The following is a 19,748-nucleotide window of genomic DNA, read 5'->3' as shown; positions in this document are numbered from 1 at the left end:
GAGGTTTTCTTATGGCGCGTCGCCACTTTTCCAGTCAGGCGCTGGTGTTGATCGTTATATCTATCGCCATCAATATGATCGGCGGGCAACTGGCCAGCATGGTCAAATTACCTATATTTCTCGACTCCGTCGGCACACTTATTAGCGCAGTACTGCTTGGTCCGGTGATCGGGATGCTGACCGGCTTACTGACCAATTTACTCTGGGGATTGCTGACCGACCCGATCGCCGCCGCATTTGCGCCCGTCGCGATGGTCATCGGCCTGGTCGCCGGTTGGCTGGCGCGAGCGGGTTGGTTTCGCACCCTGCCAAAAGTCGTTGTTAGCGGCGTGATTATTACGCTTGCGGTAACGGTCGTCGCTGTACCGCTGCGTACTGCGCTGTTCGGCGGCGTGACAGGAAGCGGAGCCGATTTGTTCGTTACCTGGATGCACTCGATGGGGCAAAACCTGGTGGAGTCGGTGGCGATTACGGTGATAGGCGCGAACCTGGTCGATAAAATTCTTACAGCGGTGATTGTCTGGCTTTTACTGCGTCAGCTGCCGATTCGCACCACGCGCCATTTCCCGGCAATGGCTGCCGTGCGCTAAATGCATCCGTTTACATCCTTAACGCTGTGGGCGCTGGCGGCCTGCACCACGCTTATCCTGCCCACACAGACAATATTGCCAGTCTATAGCGCGGCGACCTTTTTCTGCCTTATTGCGCTAAAGGCCACGCGGCGGCGGGCAAAATATGTCGTCTGGCTGATGTTCTCGCTGGGGGCTGGACTGTGGTTGGTACACGGTGGCTGGCTGACAGAATGGCTAAGCGGCACGCCACGCTCTCCAGAACGGTGGGCGCATGCTATTACGCTCTGGTTGCGGATTCTGGCGATTGTTTCAACCTCACAGTTGTGGATGCAGTACGTCCCCGTGCAACGTTTTATCCGCGCTTTGTTTGCTTCTCGCCTGCCGCCGGGCGTCGCTTATCTGTTTGCCGGGCCGTTATTGGTCGTTGAGCAGTTAAAACGGCAATTGGCGATTATTCATGAAGCGCAGCGCGCCCGCGGCGTGCCGCTGGATGAGGGCTGGTATCAGCGTTTACGTGCGATGCCCGCGTTAATTATTCCGCTAACACACAATGCGCTAAACGATCTTGCTGTCCGTGGTGCGGCGCTGGATATGCGGGCATTTCGAATCAACAATAGGCGCACTACGTTATGGGCACCAGCCGATAGCACCCTACAACGCGTAGCACGTTACGCCATGATATTGCTAATGCTGGCTGAATTCGGAGCGTGGATATGGTTACGTTAGAACTGTTTCGCTATTGCCCGACACACTCAACGCATCCTCCGTTCTGTTATGACTTTCACTATGTCAAACCGGGGATGGTCGCCATCTTTGGTGACAACGGCAGTGGCAAAAGTACGCTGGCGCAACTGATGGCAGGCTGGTATCCGGACTTTCTGCCAGGAGAGATAACCGGCACGGGGACGCTTCTCGGTACGCCCATTGGGCATATCCCGCTTAATGAACAATCCGCCACCATCCAGCTCGTTCAGCAATCGCCCTATTTGCAGCTCTCCGGCTGTACCTTTAGCGTGGAAGAAGAAGTTGCCTTTGGGCCAGAAAATCTGTGTCTTGCTGAAAAAGAGATTATGGCGCGGATTGATGCCGCTCTGACTCTGACCGAGTGCCAGCCGTTGCGCCATCGTCACCCGGCAACACTCTCCGGTGGAGAGACACAGCGTGTGGTCATCGCCTGCGCCATCGCGATGCAGCCAAAGCTCTTAATTCTTGATGAAGCCTTTAGCCGCCTGACGCCGCAGGCCTGCGAAATGCTGTTGCAGCGCTTACAACACTGGTCGCTTGAACGTGGTTCGCTGATTATTCTTTTTGAACGTCATCGTACACCTTTCCTGAACTACTGCCAGCAAGCGTGGCAATTGCAAAACAGAGCGCTCAAGCCATGTTAACGTTAAATCAGATATCTTATCGCTGGCCTGGCGCGGCAACGGATTGCCTTTGCGACATTTCTCTGCAACTCAAACAAGGTGAATGGCTGGCGCTGACCGGCGATAATGGCGCAGGGAAATCGACGCTGTTACGAGTAATGGCAGGTCTTCTTACGCCCACATCCGGTACGGTTATGCTGCAACAACAAGCGATGAAAAGCCTGAAAAACCGCCAGCGCGCGGCAAAGATTGGCGTACTGTTTCAGGAAGCGGAAAATCAGCTTTTTCACAGCACCGTTGCTGACGAAATCGCATTTGGTTTGATACTGCAAAAATGCCCGGCGGATGAAATCACTCAACGTACCAATGCTGCCCTGCAATGCTGTCAGTTAGCAGACACTGCCAGCGCGCATCCGTTAGATCTGCATAGTGCGCAGCGACGGATGGTCGCCGTCGCCTGCCTGGAAGCACTCTCTCCGCCACTATTGCTACTGGACGAGCCGAGTCGGGATTTTGACGAAAATTGGTTGAGCGTGTTTGAAAGCTGGCTGGAAAAGTGCCGCCAGCGAGGCACCAGCGTCGTAGCAATCAGTCATGACGCCGCATTTACCCGGCGTCATTTCTCTCGTGTGGTGCGACTGGAAGATGGTGTAATCAGGAACGTTAATCCATCAGACGATATTCACCCGTAGCGGTCATCATTAAGGTCAAATTTGCAGGCAGACTCTCTTCCAGCACCCGGCGAACATTCGGCCCGTCGGTACGGTCATAAAAGGCTTCTGCGTCTGCCAGCGATAACCCTCCCGCCAGCTTGCGCCCCACCAGACGCTCCCGCAACGCAGATGCGGGAGCTTTGATAAAGATCGAGAAATCACAAAATTGCGCAAGCTGGCACCACTTCTCGTCGTCCAGCAACAACCAGTTTCCTTCGACGATGACGAGTGGTGCGGTAACGTCCAACGCATCTTCAACAGGATCATGCTTTTGTCGATCGTACTGCGGCCACGTACAATCCCCTTCCACAACCCGGCACAGATTTTCCGCCAGTTTCGCAACGTTGAATGTCTCTGGTGCGCCTTTGAAGGGGCGCAATTGATGCGCATCCAGCCAGCTATTGTAATGGTGAAAACCATCCATCGGCAGCGTCTGAATAGCGGGCAGTTCCGGGTCTTGTTGCGCGAGATATTCCCAGAAGGTGGTTAGGGTAGATTTACCCGTCCCCGGCGGAGCGCAAAGAAAAACCACCGTACGCCGCTGCGGATTTACTGTCTGTAAGGCCGCCAGCATACGCAGCAATGGTTTATGTACATTTTCAATTTCATCATCAGAGTACTGCGCCTGTACCTTTAGTCCATTCACCGTCAGTTCGATTTTCACGGCGTTAATTCCTTTAAGGTGGTCGTTACTGCCAGCGTCAGCGCCGTTTTGACCATCCCGCTAAAACGCGCCTCTGACCAGACGGCGAAATCGGCGAACTTCATCGCTTTCAACGCGTCATAGAGCGTCGCATTGCGGGTTATGCTATTGACGTTGCTGATAAAATCCCAGGTTATGTCATCAGCAAATCTGGGCGTTTCATCCTGTTCGTTCAGGTAATGCCAAAACTGGGAAAAATGCGTGATATCGGCGTACAGCCATTTATCCATTTTCCCCAGCGCATAAATCAAACGCAGCGCAACATCAATATCGTCAAGCGGGCCGCTTTGGGCGAGTAACGGCTTCACTGCATATTCGACGATCTCTTCATCGTTATCGACAAACAGCGACGGCAGAAACTGGCGTATCCCCTGGAGCAAAATAGAATGCGCAGTTTTCATAAATGAAAATAAATTGTCCTGTGCATTCAGTTGCTCAAGCACATCATCTTCTGTCAGCGTCGCCATTGGTCTTCCGATAGATCACCATCAATGCAGGGAGTCTATTATATTACACGTTTGGTCCGCGCCGCCGATCAGTAATGTCTGCGTCCGCACCCCATTCGCCGTCTGTTGGATACCGTTCACCAACTCGCCGCCCGTCACGCCCGTAGCGCTAAAGAGGATATCGTTCCCCCTCGCCGATAACCACTCGCCCACGAAAAGCAACGTCGTTTAATGCCTGGCGCATCGCGGTGACCGCAAGGCCATCAATTTTATTTTTGTCGCCACAGCCGGTTTGCGGCCAGGCAGCCAACGCTGCCTGTTCCGTAACGCGAAATAATGGCCACGCCAGGGACATCATTGCGCGGCCTCCCCAATATCAACGCCAAATTGTGCCAGCAGATATTTCTCGGCCTGTTCATTCCAGATGCCGTGCGTTTCCTCAACCAGCCGCGCCAGCTCTTTAAACAGCGGATCGGTTTTGCCTTTTTCGGCAAAATCGGCAATGGCGCTCAGCGGCATGGTCACGCCGTTATAAATGAGTTTTTTACCGCCAGGGATATCCGGCAGATTGAGCACGGTTTCTGGCACCGCATCCAGGCCACCGATATGGGTCACCATAAACGACGGCTGTAACTGCCCCGTGGCGCTAAGGGCAATCGCCTCTTTCATGTCGTCCGTGGAACCGCCGGACGTGCCGACAATGTGCGTACTGTTGTAATGGACGTTGTAGAAATTAAACGGCACTTTGAAGTTTTTATCCGTCGGACCGGCAAAGAAGTTCAGGCAGCCATCTTCAGCCAGTAATTCATCAGCCATCTCGACGACTGAAGGCACCGCTGCATAGACAAATACGTCATCAAATCCGGCATCATCCGTCAGTGCCCGCAGCGTCTGGACCGGATCGCTCATCCCTTTGGTATTCATATACACCAGCTCAATGCCTTTACTGGCCGCCAGTTCCACCGGCAGCAGCTTTTGTACCTGCGTCAGGCGTTTGTCGTCGATATCGACTACCACCACCCGCGCCGGTTGTATGCCGCCGTTAATGGCGTAATCAATAGCGCCAATTCCCATCGGGCCTGCACACGCCAGTAGCGCAATATTGCCACCAGGTTTGACGCCCATGCGATGCTCATAAACATATTGCGTGGTGTGATAATTGGCATGATAAGCGCCAATAATGCAGCACATCGGTTCCGCCAGCGAGGCCGCAGCAAAATAAGAGCCGTGATACGGTAATACGCAGCCCAGGTTAATGGCGATTTCGGGAATAATCATATAGGTGGCGTTACCGCCAAAATATTCGTAGCTGTAGCCCGCTGAATATCCGCCTGGTAACCCCATCGCCGGTTGCAATACAAAACGCTGGCCTTTTTTATATTTGCCAGTGAGATTTTTACCCACTTCGACAATAACCCCGGCACATTCATGCCCGGTAATGACCGGATGATTTTCTAAATCGTCGGGGACGCGTTTATGTTCACTACCGAGTAACGCCGCTTTCCAGGTGGATAAACAAACGCTGTCAGAAATTACATTCACTAACAGTTCATTATCGGTAATTTCTGGCAGCTCAAATTCGCGCAGACGGACATCCCGCTTGCCATAAATAGCAGCAACTTTGGTTTTCATTTTTACCTCTGTAATCAGTGTTTATGTTCAGCGGTTAATTGATTAAATAAAGTGTCGAGTTTTGGATCGCCAATATAGTTATTAATCAATATCAGTGGTTTATCCGTCACACGTTTCACGCGCCCTTCCAGACTGGCGTGAGTAACGACGATATCCGCATCCGCAGGCACGTTTTCTATGGCGTAATGTTTTACTTCTATTGCCAGCCCCGCTTTTTCCAGGCGTTTACGGAAGGTGGTTGCGCCCATCGCACTGGAGCCCATCCCTGCATCGCAAACAAAGGCAATACGCTTAACACGGCTTAACGAGAATGCACCTTCTTGTTTCATCGCCTTAACCGCATTGGCTGACTGAGCAAACTCATCTTCGCTCTTCGTTTCCACCGTTTTTTCCATCTTCAGTATCAGCGAAGTAATAGCAAAGGACACCAGGGTACCTACCGTAACACCGGCAATTGTCGCCAGGAACGAGCCTTTCGGCGTCAGTGCCAGGTAAGCAAAGATAGACCCCGGACTTGGGCCAGCCACCAGACCACCGTCCAGTAAGTTAAACATCCAGGTGCCAGACATACCGCCCGCAATCATGGCAATAATGGTCAGCGGCTTCATCAGCACATACGGGAAATACAGTTCGTGGATCCCACCGAGGAAGTGAATAATCATCGCCCCGGGCGCAGAACGTTTACTCATCCCTTTACCAAACAAGGTAAACGCCAGCAGCAGCCCCAGACCAGGACCTGGATTGGAGGCCACCATGAAGAAGATGGATTTACCGTTAACCGAAGCCTGTTGCATTCCCAGCGGATAATAGACGCCCTGATCGATCGCATTATTAAGGAAAAGCACTTTCGCCGGTTCATTGATGACTGACAGCAAAGGTAGATAACCCGCATGTACCAGCGCCTCAATACACTCTTTGACGAAAGTATTAGCAATTAACACCGCCGGGCCGATAACTTCAAAACCCAGCAGACAAAGGAGCATCCCCGCGATACCTAATGAGAAGTTATTGATAACCATCTCAAAGCCAGCAGGTATGCGTTTTTCCAGCGACTTGTCGATATATTTAATCACCAGACCACCGAGCGGCCCCATAATCATCGAGCCAAGGAACATCGGGATTTCAGCGCCGACGATCACACCAATCGTACCAATTCCGCCCATGACCGCGCCGCGTTTACCGCCGACCAGATGACCACCGGTAGAACCAATCATCACGGGCAATAAATAGGTAATCATCGGACCAACAATTTTGGCGAAATGTTCATTCGGCAGCCAACCGGTGGGAATAAATAATGCCGTTATAAATCCCCAGGCAATAAAAGCACCGATATTGGGGATGACCATTGCAGTCAAAAATCCCCCAAAAGCCTGGACCTTTGCACGAGCAGACTTGTTTTCCATAATATTATCCTGTAGAGGAGAGAGTAATTATCCGCGGCTGATAATGTCCGCTAATTGTTTTTCTGATGATGCGGTTAAGAGTTGTTCGAGTATTTCTTCTTCGCACAGTAATTCACTTAACGCCTGAATAGCACCAATGTGCGAATCGGCATCGGCAGCAGAAAGTCCGATGAGTAATTTAATCGGTTCGTCATTCCCCGGAAAATAAACGCCTTGTTTAAGTAACGTCAAAGACATCCCGGTTTTAAGCGCTCCACATTCCGGTCGCGCATGAGGCATTGCCACGCCTGGTGCGAGAATATAATAAGGACCATTGCTGATGGTGGAACCTTTAATTGCCTGAATGTAATTCTCGCTGATATAGTTTTTATCCAGCAATGATACCATCGAGAAATCGATAGCTTCCTGCCAATCTTTTGCTGAATGTATAACTGAGATTGATGGCTCTGGAAAATAATCAATAAGCCGCATAAATTATCCTTATTTTATTTTTAGGGTACAGTCCGGCGGTAAAAATAAAATACGCGTACAAATTAACGAAAGCAATTGGACACATGAAAGGAGAAACTCCACGAGCAAAAATAACAAAATATTAAATAACAACAACATGAAATAAGATTTTAAAAAGTCAATTATAAATCTGTTAAGTAAACTACAAAATCAACAAATTATTCATCACTATATTTGTGATACACATCTCTATTTTCTTATTGAATGTTCGAAAACATACTTATTACGTTTATTATTTTTTCGCTCATCCCCTTTATAAATTCTGAATTATCGGCTGTTGTCTGTTTTCTCATCACCTCATGTGACATATTCCCCACTTTACTCAAGGAAGATTCATATGAAAGCACCTGTTTCATTAACCTCATTTCGCCCACAAAAATCTCTTGCTATCGCCATTGGCGTGCTTGCCGTGGTTGTGCTGCCATTTCTCTCGTATTACACCGTTAATGAAGGTGAACGCGGCATTTTGCTGCGCTACGGAAAAATCGTAAAAGTTGCCGAGCCGGGGCTGGGTTTTAAGATCCCTTTTATGGAAAGCGTAGAGAAAATTTCCACGCGTAATCAGGCTGTGGTCTATCAGGGATTACAGGCCTACAGCCGCGACCAGCAACCGGCACAAATGACAGTATCAGTCAGCTTCCACATTAAACCTTCAGAAGCAGGCGCGGTTTATACCACCTACAACACCATTGAAGCATTAAAAGATCGTCTGATTGTCCGTCAGTTGCCAACTCAACTGGAGAACGTTTTCGGACAATATACCGCCATCAGCGCCGTACAGGATCGTACAAAACTGGTTCAGGATCTGCAAAATGCCATGCGCAAAGCCGTTGTTGGGCCAGTGGTAATTGACGGGGTCCAGATTGAAAATATTGATTTTTCTGACGCTTATGAAAAGTCGATTGAAGACCGAATGAAAGCAGAAGTCGCCATTGCCACGCGTAAGCAAAATCTGGAAACGGAGAAAATCCAGGCGCAAATAGCGGTAACTCAGGCCCAGGCGGAAGCAGACAGTAAACTAGCGGCAGCCAAAGCAGAAGCGGAAACTATTCGCGTAAGAGGCGCGGCAGAGGCTGAAACTATTCGTTTAAAAAGTGCGGCTGAAGCAGAAGCTATCCGCCTGCGCGGTGAAGCTCTGCGGGAGAATCCCGGACTTGTTGCCCTCACCACTGCTGAGCGTTGGGACGGTAAACTGCCCGATACCATGATCCCCGGCAGCACAGTTCCGTTTATCTCTACTAAGTAAAAAAGGGCCGCTTTCGCGGCCCTTGAGACTGATAGCAAAGACAAAACTGCCTGATGCGCTACGCTTATCAGGCCTACATACTTCCTGCAATATGTTGAATTTGCAAAATCTTGTAGGACGGATAAGGCGTTCACGCCGCATCCGGCATAAACAACGCGCACTTTGCCAACAATCTGAAGGGCCGCATTTGCGGCCCTTCTCACAAAGCATCTTACCGATTACAGCAGCGCTTTTGCTTTCGCAACAACGTTGTCAACGGTGAAGCCGAACTCTTCAAACAGCTGCTCTGCCGGAGCAGATTCACCGAAGGTGGTCATGCCGACGATAGCACCGTTCAGGCCAACATACTTGTACCAGTAGTCAGCAATGCCAGCTTCCACCGCAACACGAGCGGTAACCGCTTTCGGCAGTACGGATTCACGATAAGCCGCGTCCTGCTTGTCGAATGCGTCGGTAGACGGCATGGAAACCACGCGCGCTTTCACGCCTTCGGCAGTCAGTTTTTCGTAGGCGGCAACAGCCAGTTCAACTTCAGAACCGGTCGCGATGAAGATCAGTTCCGGCTGACCAGCACAGTCTTTCAGCACATAACCACCGCGCGCGATGTTTGCCAGCTGCTCTTCAGTACGTTCCTGCTGCGCCAGGTTCTGACGGGAGAGGATAAGCGCAGTCGGGCCGTCCTGACGCTCAACGCCGTATTTCCACGCTACTGCGGATTCAACCTGGTCACACGGACGCCATGTAGACATGTTCGGGGTCACGCGCAGAGAAGCGATCTGTTCTACCGGCTGGTGAGTCGGGCCATCTTCGCCCAGACCGATGGAGTCGTGGGTGTAAACCATCACCTGACGCTGTTTCATCAGCGCAGCCATACGTACGGCATTACGTGCGTATTCCACGAACATCAGGAAGGTTGAGGTATACGGCAGGAAACCACCGTGCAGGGAGATACCGTTGGCAATCGCAGTCATACCGAATTCACGTACACCGTAGTGGATGTAGTTACCCGCAGCATCTTCGTTGATTGCTTTAGAACCAGACCACAGGGTCAGGTTAGACGGCGCCAGGTCTGCAGAACCGCCGAGGAATTCCGGCAACAGCGGCCCGAACGCTTCGATAGCATTCTGAGACGCTTTACGGCTGGCGATCTTCGCCGGATTAGCCTGAAGTTTAGCGATGAACTCTTTCGCTTTGGCGTCGAAGTCAGACGGCATTTCGCCTTTCATACGGCGGGTAAATTCAGCGGCTTCCTGCGGATAAGCTTTCGCGTAAGCAGCGAATTTCTCGTTCCATGCGGATTCTTTCGCCTGGCCTGCTTCTTTCGCATCCCACTGAGCATAGATTTCAGACGGGATTTCGAACGGCGCGTATTTCCAGCCCAGCTGTTCGCGGGTCAGGGCAATTTCAGCGTCGCCCAGCGGCGCACCGTGGGAGTCGTGGGTACCGGCTTTGTTCGGGGAACCGAAACCGATGATGGTTTTGCACATCAGCAGGGACGGTTTGTCAGTCACTGCGCGCGCTTCTTCTACTGCGCGTTTGATGGATGCCGCGTCATGACCGTCGATATCGCGAATAACGTGCCAGCCGTAAGCTTCGAAACGCATTGCGGTGTCGTCGGTAAACCAGCCTTCAACGTGACCATCGATAGAAATACCGTTGTCATCGTAGAACGCAATCAGTTTACCCAGCTTCAGCGTACCCGCCAGAGAGCAAACTTCGTGGGAGATGCCTTCCATCATGCAGCCGTCGCCCATGAAGGCGTAGGTGTAGTGGTCGACGATGTCGTGGCCCGGACGGTTAAACTGCGCCGCCAGCGTTTTTTCTGCAATCGCCATACCGACTGCGTTGGCAATACCCTGACCCAGCGGACCGGTGGTGGTTTCTACACCTGCGGTGTAACCCACTTCCGGGTGACCCGGAGTTTTAGAGTGCAGCTGACGGAAGTTTTTCAGTTCTTCCATCGGCAGATCGTAACCGGTGAGGTGCAGCAGGCTGTAGATCAGCATGGAGCCGTGGCCGTTGGACAGCACGAAGCGGTCACGGTCAGCCCAGGACGGATTCTGCGGGTTGTGTTTCAGGAAATCACGCCACAGGACTTCGGCAATGTCAGCCATACCCATAGGGGCACCCGGGTGACCGGATTTGGCTTTCTGTACTGCGTCCATGCTCAGCGCACGAATAGCATTGGCAAGCTCTTTACGTGAGGACATTTTGACTCCAGATCGGATGATGAAGGGCACGCCCTTAACGACTTGACGACAGCGCGTTTTGGGCTACGCCGGAAAATTTGCCAACAATTTACCGCAAGCCGCTCGTCATGTACATGGAACATCCTTTTGCCGCTTCAGAAATCTCTGGATCATGCTCGCATGTTGCGCAATCCACTCGCCCGTCCGCTGCGCTTTTCCTTATACTGAGACTGAGCGTCGATTCACCTGCAAACGGCGCATTTTTAGAATAATCCTGACCTTGTGCGGAAGAGAAAACATGAAAATTCGCGCCTTATTGGTAGCAATGAGCGTGGCTACGGTGCTGACCGGTTGCCAGAATATGGACTCCAGTGGACTGCTCTCATCAGGAGCGGAAGCTTTTCAGGCTTACAGTTTGAGTGATGCGCAGGTGAAAAAACTGAGCGATCAGGCATGCCAGGAGATGGACAGCAAAGCGACGATTGCGCCAGCCAATAGCGAATATGCTAGACGTCTGACGACAATTTCTCGCGCGTTAGGCGATAACATCAACGGTCAGCCGGTGAATTACAAAGTGTATATGGCGAAGGATGTGAACGCCTTTGCAATGGCTAACGGCTGTATCCGCGTCTATAGCGGGCTGATGGATATGATGACGGATAACGAAGTCGAAGCGGTGCTCGGTCACGAAATGGGGCACGTGGCATTAGGCCATGTGAAGAAAGGAATGCAGGTAGCACTTGGTACAAACGCAATTCGCGTTGCGGCGGCCTCTGCAGGCGGAATTGTCGGCAGTTTGTCACAATCACAACTGGGAGACCTGGGCGAAAAGCTAGTCAATTCGCAATTTACCCAACGTCAGGAATCAGAGGCCGATGATTACTCCTACGATTTGCTGCGCCAACGCGGTATCAGCCCGGCAGGTCTTGCCACCAGCTTTGAAAAACTGGCGAAACTAGAAGAAGGCCGCCAAAGCTCAATGTTTGACGACCATCCTGCATCCGCCGAACGCGCCCAGCATATTCGCGATCGTATGAGCGCGGATGGAGTTAAGTAAAGCCAGGTAGTGCCGAACGTAGGTCGGATAAGGCGTTCACGCCGCATCTGACAAGAATGGCACATTTGTTACTCCGTGCGCATTGCCGGATGCGATGCTGGCGTATCTTATCCGGCCTACGGGTGCCGAGTGTAGGTCGGATAAGGCGTTCACGCCGCATCCGACATTAATGGCACATCACCCGCGCGCCTCTTATCTGGCGCTTACTCGCCCTTTTTCGCCGCCTGGATATACAGCATCTCCAGCGCCAGCGTCGCCGCAGCCAGAGCGGTGATTTCCGACTGATCGTATGCCGGAGCCACCTCCACTACGTCCATCCCAACGATGTTGAGATCTTTCAAGCCGCGTACCAGTTTAATGGCGCGATCGGAGGTCAGGCCGCCAATTACCGGCGTACCGGTGCCTGGTGCAAAAGCAGGATCCAGGCAGTCGATATCAAAGGTCAGGTAAACCGGCATATCACCCACAATCTGTTTCACCTGGGCGATAATGTCATCCACGCTGCGATCGTTCACCTGGCAGGCGTCCAGCACGGTAAAGCCGTTGTCTTTATCAAACTCGGTACGAATACCAATCTGCACAGAATGATTCGGGTCGATCAGACCTTCTTTCGGCGCGGTATAGAACATGGTGCCGTGGTCAAATTCACAACCGTTCGCATAGGTATCGGTGTGGGCATCAAAGTGTACCAACGCCATTTTGCCGAAATGCTTCGCATGAGCGCGCAGCAGTGGCAGCGTCACAAAGTGGTCACCACCGAAGGAGAGCATACGCTTACCGGCAGCCAGCAGCTTCTCGGCGTGCGCCTGCAGCTTCTCGCTCATCTCACGGGCATCTCCGAAGGCATATACCAGATCGCCGCAGTCCACGACGTTCAGGCGCTCACGCATGTCGAAATTCCACGGGAAGCGATTGTGTTCCCAGGCCAGATTCGTCGAAACCTGACGGATCGCTGCCGGACCGTGGCGCCCCCCCGCACGGCCAGAAGTGGCCATATCGAACGGCACGCCAGTAATCACCCAGTCAGCATCGCTGTCATACGGCTGGAAGTTCATCGGCAGGCGTAAAAAACCAAAGGCGTTGGAAACCAGTGAGTTATCGTATTGATGACCTAAGGTGCTCATGGATGGACTCCTATTACAAAGTCGATATAAAAAAACCCTTCCGCGTCGTTAGGCCCGACGAGGAAGGGTTGGATTTGCGAAACACAAGTTTGTGCTAATTATCGCCTTAAATGGGCGAGGCATCAAGCGAGGTTGCTATTTCCGACACGGTGGCGGCGCATAGCCATTGTTATCTGCCGGAAAGGCTTGTCCAGAGCACGGCGGCAGCGCGTTTTTCGCCGGGCCTTGTAATTCAAAGGCGGCAAAGCCGATTACACCGGTATTACGCACATCGCCTTGCGCCGAATTGGCTGCGTAGGAATCAGCAACGTTGGCGAACTGAAAAGCCGCTTCGGTATGTTTATCTTTGCGGAATCCTTTAATCGCTAACGAATCTCCGGCATTCACAATATAACCGTTGTTATTCAGCGAACCTTGTTTACCATTCAGAACATCCAGGCCATCAACCGTAGCAACGATCTCGTAGTTGGTGTTACGACTGTAATTACGGACATATAATTGATAATTCATTCCGACTCTGGCATGGACAATATAGCGTGGTTCATTATTGGATGAATCATAAACCCGCGTAATTGGTAGAGATTTAAAATTACCATCGCGAATAGCATATTCCAGTTCGTTAATACGAATGCTATAAACGCGGTCGTAGCCGGGAGGAACATTAGTCGAATAACTAATAACGATCATCTCTGCCGGATCGCGCCAGGCTCGTTCAGCAGATACGCCCTGAACCGTTGAGTGCACATCCCCACCCCAGGCGGTGCCGACATTACCCGATGCACTGCTATTATACTGCGCATTACTGGAACAACCGGCCAGCAGCACGGCTAATGCTATCAACGCGCTACGTACTTTCCATTTTTTCATAACCGTTCCCTCTGCATTTAATTAATGCAGCGATTGTAGGGAGATTATTTAATAAGAAAAGCAGCTAAATTATTTTTAAGAATATATAAAAAGAAAGCGGGCCGATTTACGTAAATAAATCGCCCCGCCAGCAGAATAATCTTAATTATTCATCTTCAAGATAGGTATAACCGTACAAACCTGCCTCGAACTCTTCCAGGAACTGTTGTTGCAGTTCAGCATCAAGATCGGTTTTCTTCACCTGATCGCGGAACTGGGTTAACAGCGTTTTCGGATCGAGCTGCACATATTGCAGCATGTCCGCCACGGTATCGCCTTCGTCAGACAGTTCTACCTCTACGCTACCATCAGGGAAGACGAACACGTCAACCGCTTCGGTATCACCGAACAGGTTGTGCATGTTGCCGAGGATCTCCTGATATGCGCCGACCATAAAGAAACCGAGCATCGGCGGATTCTCCGGATCGTACTCCGGCATAGGCATTGTCGTGGCAATACCGTCACCATCAATATAGTGGTCGATAGCACCGTCTGAGTCACAGGTAATATCCAGCAGCACAGCGCGGCGTTCCGGCACTTGATCCAGCCCTTCCAGCGGCAGAACCGGGAACAACTGGTCGATCCCCCACGCATCCGGCATCGACTGGAACAGCGAGAAGTTGACGTACATTTTGTCCGCCATACGTTCCTGCAGCTCGTCGATAATCGGACGATGAGCACGGTTTTGCGGATCCAGCTGCTTTTGCACTTCATGGCACATGCTCAAATAAAGCTGCTCAGCCCATGCGCGTTCTTGCAGGCTAAAGGTGCCGGAAGAGTAGCCGATATGAATGTCGTGCAGATCCATCTGGCTGTCGTGTAACCATTCACGCAGAGAACGGCGAGTTCCCGGTTCGTGCATTTCCTGCCAGGTTTCCCACATGCTTTGCAGGGCGCGCGGTGCGTCTTCTGCAGGCGCGGTCGGCACCGTGTATTCGTTACGTTCCACGCCGATGATATTCGACACCAGCACGGTGTGATGCGCAGTCACCGCACGACCCGATTCGGTGATTACCGTCGGATGTGGCAGACCATTTTCTTCACACGCATCACCAATCGCCCAGATGATGTTGTTGGCGTATTCATTGAGGCCGTAGTTTACGGAGCAGTCAGACTGAGAACGGGTGCCTTCATAGTCCACGCCCAGACCGCCGCCGACGTCGAAGCACTGAATATTGACGCCCAGCTTGTGCAGTTCCACATAGAAACGCGCGGATTCACGAACGCCTGTCGCGATATCGCGAATATTCGCCATCTGCGAACCGAGGTGGAAGTGCAGCAGTTGCAGGCTGTCGAGACGCCCGGCTTCACGCAGCGTTTCAACCAGTTGCAGTACTTGAGTCGCCGCCAGGCCAAACTTCGATTTTTCCCCGCCGGAGGACTGCCATTTACCCGAGCCTTGCGACGCCAGACGTGCACGCACGCCCAGACGAGGAACGACATTCAGACGTTCTGCTTCATCCAGCACAATGGCAATTTCTGACATCTTCTCAATGACCAGATAGACCTTGTGGCCCATCTTCTCGCCAATTAATGCCAGGCGGATATATTCGCGGTCCTTATAACCGTTGCAGACGATGACGCTACGGGTCATGCCAGCATGTGCCAGCACCGCCATCAACTCAGCTTTGGAACCGGCTTCCAGGCCCAGCGGTTCGCCCGAATGAATCAGGGACTCAATCACGCGGCGGTGCTGGTTAACTTTGATCGGATAAACGAGGAAGTAATCGCCGTTATAGCCGTAGGATTCCCGCGCTCGTTTGAACGCGGCGTTAATGGAACGCAAACGGTGCTGCAGGATCTGTGGGAAACAGAACAGTGCAGGCAGACGCTGACCCTGTGCTTCGCGAGTTTTCACTAACTGCGCGAGATCGACGCGAGCTTCCGGGACGTCCGGGTCCGGGCACACGCTGATGTGGCCCAGCTCGTTAACGTCATAGTAGTTATTGCCCCACCAGGCAATATTGTAAGTACGCAGCATCTTGCTGGCTTCCTGGGAGCTCATTGCAACCTCCTGCATGGAGCGTAGTACACCGTGTTCGCCCGCTGACGAAGGCAAACCCATAGACATGTCGTCAGACATAGCGAACCTCAAATTATTTTATTAAGTGTAAAACAGTTAACGACTATCGCAGCCTGGAACTGCGATAACAACCCATAAGCACATGGATTTTCCAGCAGTGAATGCTGACGCTCCAACTGCGCAACCGGTTTCTTTTTCATAACATTATTAAGCACATAACCGAACGTAAGTGTGACAGTTCGGCGAAACCACGAGAAAACTCTTGTTTTTACAAGAGCGCCCTTGTTCAGTCCTCAGTAGCTGTAACCAGCTCTTGAATCCTGAGAAGCGCCGAGATGGGTATAACATCGGCAGGTATGCAAAGCAGAGATGCAGAGTGCGGGGAACGAATCTTCACCAGAACGGTGAGACAGGTTAAGCAGCAGACAACGGTTCATTATTTCGTATCACCTCCACGGCCGCCTGTTAAGACGAACCCACAAGCCAAAACTCTGTTTTCAACCCGGCTGGAAGTGGCAACACGAAAGAAACGTCGTGTGCTTTTTATTTAAGCCGCGCGCCGCGTTTTATACCCCACAATGGCAGAAAATTGCAAAAGATAAATACGCAGAATGCCAGCATTGTCAGGAAAAATTTCCAGCCACGTTTTTAACAGAATGAGACACGATTCAAAAAAAAGTGGAAATTGGGTGAAGAACTGACCTAAAATAGCCATCCAGATGTTAATCCATCCATACCGATTAACACTCAGACTGCCAGTGTTTTTAACCTGCAGAGTCGTGGTAGGATCCGCTACCACAGAAAATCCACACAACAGTTTGAGCTAACCAAATTCTCTTTAGGTGATATTAAATATGGCAAAACACCTTTTTACGTCCGAGTCCGTCTCTGAAGGGCATCCTGACAAAATTGCTGACCAAATCTCTGATGCCGTTTTAGACGCGATCCTCGAACAGGATCCGAAAGCACGCGTTGCTTGCGAAACCTACGTAAAAACCGGCATGGTTTTAGTTGGCGGCGAAATCACCACCAGCGCCTGGGTAGACATCGAAGAGATCACCCGTAACACCGTTCGCGAAATTGGCTATGTACATTCCGACATGGGCTTTGACGCTAACTCCTGTGCGGTTCTGAGCGCCATCGGTAAACAGTCTCCTGACATCAACCAGGGCGTTGACCGTGCCGATCCGCTGGAACAGGGCGCGGGCGACCAGGGTCTGATGTTTGGCTACGCAACTAATGAAACCGACGTGCTGATGCCAGCACCTATCACTTATGCACACCGTCTGGTACAGCGTCAGGCTGAAGTGCGTAAAAACGGCACTCTGCCGTGGCTGCGCCCGGACGCGAAAAGCCAGGTGACTTTCCAGTATGACGACGGCAAAATCGTTGGCATTGATGCTGTCGTGCTTTCCACTCAGCACTCTGAAGAGATCGACCAGAAATCGCTGCAAGAAGCGGTAATGGAAGAGATCATCAAGCCGATTCTGCCCGCTGAATGGCTGACTTCTGCCACCAAATTCTTCATCAACCCGACCGGTCGTTTCGTTATCGGTGGCCCAATGGGTGACTGCGGTCTGACTGGTCGTAAAATCATCGTTGATACCTACGGCGGCATGGCGCGTCATGGTGGCGGTGCGTTCTCCGGTAAAGATCCATCAAAAGTGGACCGTTCCGCAGCCTACGCAGCACGTTATGTCGCGAAAAACATTGTTGCTGCTGGCCTGGCCGATCGTTGTGAAATTCAGGTTTCCTACGCAATCGGCGTGGCTGAACCGACTTCCATCATGGTAGAAACTTTCGGTACTGAGAAAGTGCCTTCTGAACAACTGACTCTGCTGGTACGTGAATTCTTCGACCTGCGCCCATACGGTCTGATTCAGATGCTGGATCTGCTGCACCCGATCTACAAAGAAACCGCAGCATACGGTCACTTTGGTCGTGAACATTTCCCGTGGGAAAAAACCGACAAAGCGCAGCTGCTGCGTGATGCTGCCGGTCTGAAGTAATCTTTCTTCACCTGCTTTCAAAGGCCAGCCTCGCGCTGGCCTTTTTCTTTTACCTCACCGCGGTGGACAGGCATTCACGCCGCATCCGGCAAAAAAACCGCCCGCACAATAACATCATTCTTCCTCAACACGTTTTACCGCAAATTATCATCACTACTGAAACCGATTACACCAACCACGCCAGCCAAATATTTGTAATATTTTCATATTATTATTTAGCCTTCACAGTTGTTACATTTTTTTTCAGTAAAGTCTTAATTGCAGATAACAGCCTTTAATCTATGATGATATAACTCAATTATTTTCATGCACTTAAATCATAACTAAGATAAATGTTAGTGTAAGCGATTACACTGATGTGATTTGCTTCACATCTTTTTACGTCGTACTCACCTATCTTAATTCACAATAAAAAATAACCATATTGGAGGGCATTATGCCTGACGCTAAAAAACAGGGGCGGTCAAACAAGGCAATGACGTTTTTCGTCTGCTTCCTTGCCGCTCTGGCGGGATTACTCTTTGGCCTGGATATCGGTGTAATTGCTGGCGCACTGCCGTTTATTGCAGATGAATTCCAGATTACTTCGCACACGCAAGAATGGGTCGTAAGCTCCATGATGTTCGGTGCGGCAGTCGGTGCGGTGGGCAGCGGCTGGCTCTCCTTTAAACTCGGGCGCAAAAAGAGCCTGATGATCGGCGCAATCCTGTTTGTTGCCGGTTCACTGTTCTCTGCGGCTGCGCCAAACGTTGAAGTACTGATTCTTTCCCGCGTTCTGCTGGGGCTGGCGGTGGGTGTGGCCTCTTATACCGCACCACTGTACCTGTCAGAAATTGCGCCGGAAAAAATTCGCGGCAGTATGATCTCGATGTATCAGTTGATGATCACTATCGGGATCCTCGGCGCTTATCTTTCTGATACCGCCTTCAGCTACACCGGTGCATGGCGCTGGATGCTGGGTGTGATTATCATCCCGGCAATTTTGCTGCTGATTGGTGTCTTCTTCCTGCCAGACAGCCCACGTTGGTTTGCCGCCAAACGCCGTTTTGTTGATGCCGAACGCGTGCTACTACGCCTGCGTGACACCAGCGCGGAAGCGAAACGCGAACTGGATGAAATCCGTGAAAGTTTGCAGGTTAAACAGAGTGGCTGGGCGCTGTTTAAAGAGAATAGCAACTTCCGCCGCGCGGTGTTCCTTGGCGTACTATTGCAGGTAATGCAGCAATTCACCGGGATGAACGTCATCATGTATTACGCGCCGAAAATCTTCGAACTGGCGGGTTATACCAACACCACCGAGCAAATGTGGGGGACAGTGATTGTCGGCCTGACCAACGTACTTGCCACCTTTATCGCAATCGGCCTTGTTGACCGCTGGGGACGTAAACCAACGCTAACGCTGGGCTTCCTGGTGATGGCTGCTGGTATGGGCGTACTCGGTACAATGATGCATATCGGTATCCACTCTCCGTCGGCGCAGTATTTCGCCATCGCCATGCTGCTGATGTTTATTGTCGGTTTTGCCATGAGTGCCGGTCCGCTGATTTGGGTACTGTGCTCCGAAATTCAGCCGCTGAAAGGCCGCGATTTTGGCATCACCTGCTCCACTGCCACCAACTGGATTGCCAACATGATCGTTGGCGCAACGTTCCTGACCATGCTCAACACGCTGGGTAACGCCAACACCTTCTGGGTGTATGCTGCTCTGAACGTACTGTTTATCCTGCTGACATTGTGGCTGGTACCGGAAACCAAACACGTTTCGCTGGAACATATTGAACGTAATCTGATGAAAGGTCGTAAACTGCGCGAAATCGGCGCTCACGATTAATCTCCTCAGGCTTCCTC

General features: G+C 51.5%; 21 protein-coding genes and 1 pseudogene. 8 read left to right on the top strand and 14 right to left on the bottom strand.

All coding sequences use genetic code 11. The features are described 5' to 3' along the window. The first annotated feature begins 11 nt into the window (after positions 1–11). The 4 genes from HBM92_RS04695 to HBM92_RS04680 are packed head-to-tail and all read left to right on the top strand — an operon-like array spanning position 12 to position 2,631. Positions 12–590: an ECF transporter S component gene (locus HBM92_RS04695; RefSeq protein WP_000113909.1), complete on the top strand. Its 579-nt coding sequence runs from the start codon at positions 12–14 to the stop codon at positions 588–590. Continuing rightward, on the top strand, positions 591–1,298 hold the full coding sequence (locus tag HBM92_RS04690) for an energy-coupling factor transporter transmembrane component T (RefSeq protein WP_000553240.1): 708 nt from the start codon (positions 591–593) through the stop codon (positions 1,296–1,298). Then, positions 1,286–1,960, top strand: a complete 675-nt coding sequence (locus HBM92_RS04685; RefSeq protein ID WP_001443098.1) for an ABC transporter ATP-binding protein — start codon at positions 1,286–1,288, stop codon at positions 1,958–1,960. The genes HBM92_RS04690 and HBM92_RS04685 overlap by 13 nt, the downstream gene beginning before the upstream one ends. Continuing rightward, positions 1,954–2,631 carry an ABC transporter ATP-binding protein gene (locus tag HBM92_RS04680; RefSeq protein ID WP_001546257.1) on the top strand — a complete coding sequence of 226 codons (678 nt, stop codon included), beginning with the start codon at positions 1,954–1,956 and terminating at the stop codon, positions 2,629–2,631. Before HBM92_RS04685 ends, HBM92_RS04680 begins: the two co-directional genes overlap by 7 nt. Here HBM92_RS04680 and HBM92_RS04675 read toward each other — a convergent pair. The 7 genes and pseudogenes from HBM92_RS04675 to cmtB form a co-directional block, all read right to left on the bottom strand. Then, positions 2,603–3,316 (bottom strand): nucleoside/nucleotide kinase family protein, encoded by a 714-nt coding sequence (locus HBM92_RS04675; protein ID WP_000687741.1) that lies wholly within the window; start codon positions 3,314–3,316, stop codon positions 2,603–2,605. The two genes, HBM92_RS04680 and HBM92_RS04675, sit on opposite strands and share 29 nt — an antisense overlap. Continuing rightward, the gene (gene fumE / locus HBM92_RS04670; RefSeq protein WP_000224168.1) at positions 3,313–3,822 is read right to left on the bottom strand and encodes a fumarase E; all 510 of its coding nucleotides are present in this window, start codon (positions 3,820–3,822) and stop codon (positions 3,313–3,315) included. The genes HBM92_RS04675 and fumE overlap by 4 nt, the downstream gene beginning before the upstream one ends. Positions 3,823–3,843: 21 nt before the next feature. Next, a complete protein-coding gene (locus tag HBM92_RS25780) occupies positions 3,844–3,942 on the bottom strand; it encodes a hypothetical protein (RefSeq protein ID WP_250146959.1) in 99 nt (32 codons plus the stop codon). Positions 3,943–3,985: 43 nt separating this feature from the next. Then, positions 3,986–4,159, bottom strand: a pseudogene (locus HBM92_RS25775) (fructose-bisphosphatase class II); the annotation flags it as partial. Beyond that, entirely contained in the window at positions 4,156–5,433 is a 1,278-nt protein-coding gene (locus HBM92_RS04660; protein WP_000853182.1) for a zinc-binding dehydrogenase, read from the bottom strand. The pseudogene HBM92_RS25775 and the gene HBM92_RS04660, both read right to left, overlap by 4 nt. A gap of 14 nt (positions 5,434–5,447) precedes the next feature. After that, positions 5,448–6,836, bottom strand: a complete 1,389-nt coding sequence (gene cmtA, locus HBM92_RS04655; protein ID WP_000428786.1) for a PTS mannitol transporter subunit IICB — start codon at positions 6,834–6,836, stop codon at positions 5,448–5,450. Positions 6,837–6,863: 27 nt separating this feature from the next. Beyond that, entirely contained in the window at positions 6,864–7,307 is a 444-nt protein-coding gene (gene cmtB, locus HBM92_RS04650) for a PTS mannitol transporter subunit IIA (RefSeq protein ID WP_001236690.1), read from the bottom strand. Positions 7,308–7,683: 376 nt separating this feature from the next. Here cmtB and HBM92_RS04645 point away from each other — a divergent pair, with 376 nt between their 5' ends. Further along, positions 7,684–8,592 (top strand): prohibitin family protein, encoded by a 909-nt coding sequence (locus HBM92_RS04645; RefSeq protein WP_000646942.1) that lies wholly within the window; start codon positions 7,684–7,686, stop codon positions 8,590–8,592. A gap of 218 nt (positions 8,593–8,810) precedes the next feature. On the opposite strand, the gene tkt is transcribed toward HBM92_RS04645, so the two are convergent. Further along, positions 8,811–10,802 (bottom strand): transketolase, encoded by a 1,992-nt coding sequence (tkt, locus tag HBM92_RS04640; RefSeq protein WP_000098601.1) that lies wholly within the window; start codon positions 10,800–10,802, stop codon positions 8,811–8,813. A gap of 277 nt (positions 10,803–11,079) precedes the next feature. On the opposite strand from tkt, the gene loiP reads away from it, so the two are divergent. Beyond that, a complete protein-coding gene (gene loiP / locus HBM92_RS04635; protein WP_001327406.1) occupies positions 11,080–11,838 on the top strand; it encodes a metalloprotease LoiP in 759 nt (252 codons plus the stop codon). Between the two features lie 203 nt (positions 11,839–12,041). Here loiP and speB read toward each other — a convergent pair whose 3' ends face one another. The 6 genes from speB to yqgD form a co-directional block, all read right to left on the bottom strand. Beyond that, positions 12,042–12,962 carry an agmatinase gene (speB, locus tag HBM92_RS04630; RefSeq protein WP_000105562.1) on the bottom strand — a complete coding sequence of 307 codons (921 nt, stop codon included), beginning with the start codon at positions 12,960–12,962 and terminating at the stop codon, positions 12,042–12,044. Positions 12,963–13,097: 135 nt separating this feature from the next. Further along, on the bottom strand, positions 13,098–13,829 hold the full coding sequence (locus HBM92_RS04625) for a hypothetical protein (RefSeq protein ID WP_000758886.1): 732 nt from the start codon (positions 13,827–13,829) through the stop codon (positions 13,098–13,100). Between the two features lie 145 nt (positions 13,830–13,974). After that, on the bottom strand, positions 13,975–15,951 hold the full coding sequence (gene speA, locus HBM92_RS04620) for a biosynthetic arginine decarboxylase (protein ID WP_001295380.1): 1,977 nt from the start codon (positions 15,949–15,951) through the stop codon (positions 13,975–13,977). Positions 15,952–15,959: 8 nt separating this feature from the next. Beyond that, the gene (yqgB, locus tag HBM92_RS04615; RefSeq protein WP_001297406.1) at positions 15,960–16,091 is read right to left on the bottom strand and encodes an acid stress response protein YqgB; all 132 of its coding nucleotides are present in this window, start codon (positions 16,089–16,091) and stop codon (positions 15,960–15,962) included. 93 nt (positions 16,092–16,184) lie between these two features. Further along, complete coding sequence (gene yqgG / locus HBM92_RS25580; RefSeq protein ID WP_001297404.1) at positions 16,185–16,328, bottom strand: protein YqgG; 144 nt, start codon at positions 16,326–16,328, stop codon at positions 16,185–16,187. A 110-nt stretch (positions 16,329–16,438) separates the two neighbouring features. Continuing rightward, positions 16,439–16,690, bottom strand: a complete 252-nt coding sequence (yqgD, locus tag HBM92_RS25575) for a protein YqgD (protein WP_001305310.1) — start codon at positions 16,688–16,690, stop codon at positions 16,439–16,441. 55 nt (positions 16,691–16,745) lie between these two features. On the opposite strand from yqgD, the gene metK reads away from it, so the two are divergent. Both metK and galP read left to right on the top strand, forming a co-directional pair. Continuing rightward, complete coding sequence (gene metK / locus HBM92_RS04605) at positions 16,746–17,900, top strand: methionine adenosyltransferase (protein WP_001062128.1); 1,155 nt, start codon at positions 16,746–16,748, stop codon at positions 17,898–17,900. 436 nt (positions 17,901–18,336) lie between these two features. Further along, positions 18,337–19,731: a galactose/proton symporter gene (gene galP, locus HBM92_RS04600; protein WP_001112301.1), complete on the top strand. Its 1,395-nt coding sequence runs from the start codon at positions 18,337–18,339 to the stop codon at positions 19,729–19,731. Positions 19,732–19,748 lie beyond the last annotated feature (17 nt).

Source organism: Escherichia sp. E.sYA108 (assembly GCF_011754335.1).
GTDB lineage: Bacteria > Pseudomonadota > Gammaproteobacteria > Enterobacterales > Enterobacteriaceae > Escherichia > Escherichia coli.
This window is presented reverse-complemented; position numbering and strand designations above follow the sequence as displayed.

What these genes read in the sequence shown, in the direction of transcription:
- HBM92_RS04695 (WP_000113909.1), top strand. Translation starts at nt 12, where the DNA reads ATGGCGCGTCGCCACTTTTCCAGTCAGGCGCTGGTGTTGATCGTTATA.
- loiP (WP_001327406.1), top strand. Translation starts at nt 11,080, where the DNA reads ATGAAAATTCGCGCCTTATTGGTAGCAATGAGCGTGGCTACGGTGCTG.
- speB (WP_000105562.1), bottom strand. Translation starts at nt 12,962, where the DNA reads ATGAGCACCTTAGGTCATCAATACGATAACTCACTGGTTTCCAACGCC.
- HBM92_RS04645 (WP_000646942.1), top strand. Translation starts at nt 7,684, where the DNA reads ATGAAAGCACCTGTTTCATTAACCTCATTTCGCCCACAAAAATCTCTT.
- HBM92_RS04680 (WP_001546257.1), top strand. Translation starts at nt 1,954, where the DNA reads ATGTTAACGTTAAATCAGATATCTTATCGCTGGCCTGGCGCGGCAACG.
- speA (WP_001295380.1), bottom strand. Translation starts at nt 15,951, where the DNA reads ATGTCTGACGACATGTCTATGGGTTTGCCTTCGTCAGCGGGCGAACAC.
- cmtA (WP_000428786.1), bottom strand. Translation starts at nt 6,836, where the DNA reads ATGGAAAACAAGTCTGCTCGTGCAAAGGTCCAGGCTTTTGGGGGATTT.
- metK (WP_001062128.1), top strand. Translation starts at nt 16,746, where the DNA reads ATGGCAAAACACCTTTTTACGTCCGAGTCCGTCTCTGAAGGGCATCCT.
- HBM92_RS04685 (WP_001443098.1), top strand. Translation starts at nt 1,286, where the DNA reads ATGGTTACGTTAGAACTGTTTCGCTATTGCCCGACACACTCAACGCAT.
- HBM92_RS04690 (WP_000553240.1), top strand. Translation starts at nt 591, where the DNA reads ATGCATCCGTTTACATCCTTAACGCTGTGGGCGCTGGCGGCCTGCACC.
- yqgG (WP_001297404.1), bottom strand. Translation starts at nt 16,328, where the DNA reads ATGAACCGTTGTCTGCTGCTTAACCTGTCTCACCGTTCTGGTGAAGAT.
- tkt (WP_000098601.1), bottom strand. Translation starts at nt 10,802, where the DNA reads ATGTCCTCACGTAAAGAGCTTGCCAATGCTATTCGTGCGCTGAGCATG.
- fumE (WP_000224168.1), bottom strand. Translation starts at nt 3,822, where the DNA reads ATGGCGACGCTGACAGAAGATGATGTGCTTGAGCAACTGAATGCACAG.
- galP (WP_001112301.1), top strand. Translation starts at nt 18,337, where the DNA reads ATGCCTGACGCTAAAAAACAGGGGCGGTCAAACAAGGCAATGACGTTT.
- HBM92_RS04625 (WP_000758886.1), bottom strand. Translation starts at nt 13,829, where the DNA reads ATGAAAAAATGGAAAGTACGTAGCGCGTTGATAGCATTAGCCGTGCTG.
- HBM92_RS04660 (WP_000853182.1), bottom strand. Translation starts at nt 5,433, where the DNA reads ATGAAAACCAAAGTTGCTGCTATTTATGGCAAGCGGGATGTCCGTCTG.
- cmtB (WP_001236690.1), bottom strand. Translation starts at nt 7,307, where the DNA reads ATGCGGCTTATTGATTATTTTCCAGAGCCATCAATCTCAGTTATACAT.
- yqgB (WP_001297406.1), bottom strand. Translation starts at nt 16,091, where the DNA reads ATGAAAAAGAAACCGGTTGCGCAGTTGGAGCGTCAGCATTCACTGCTG.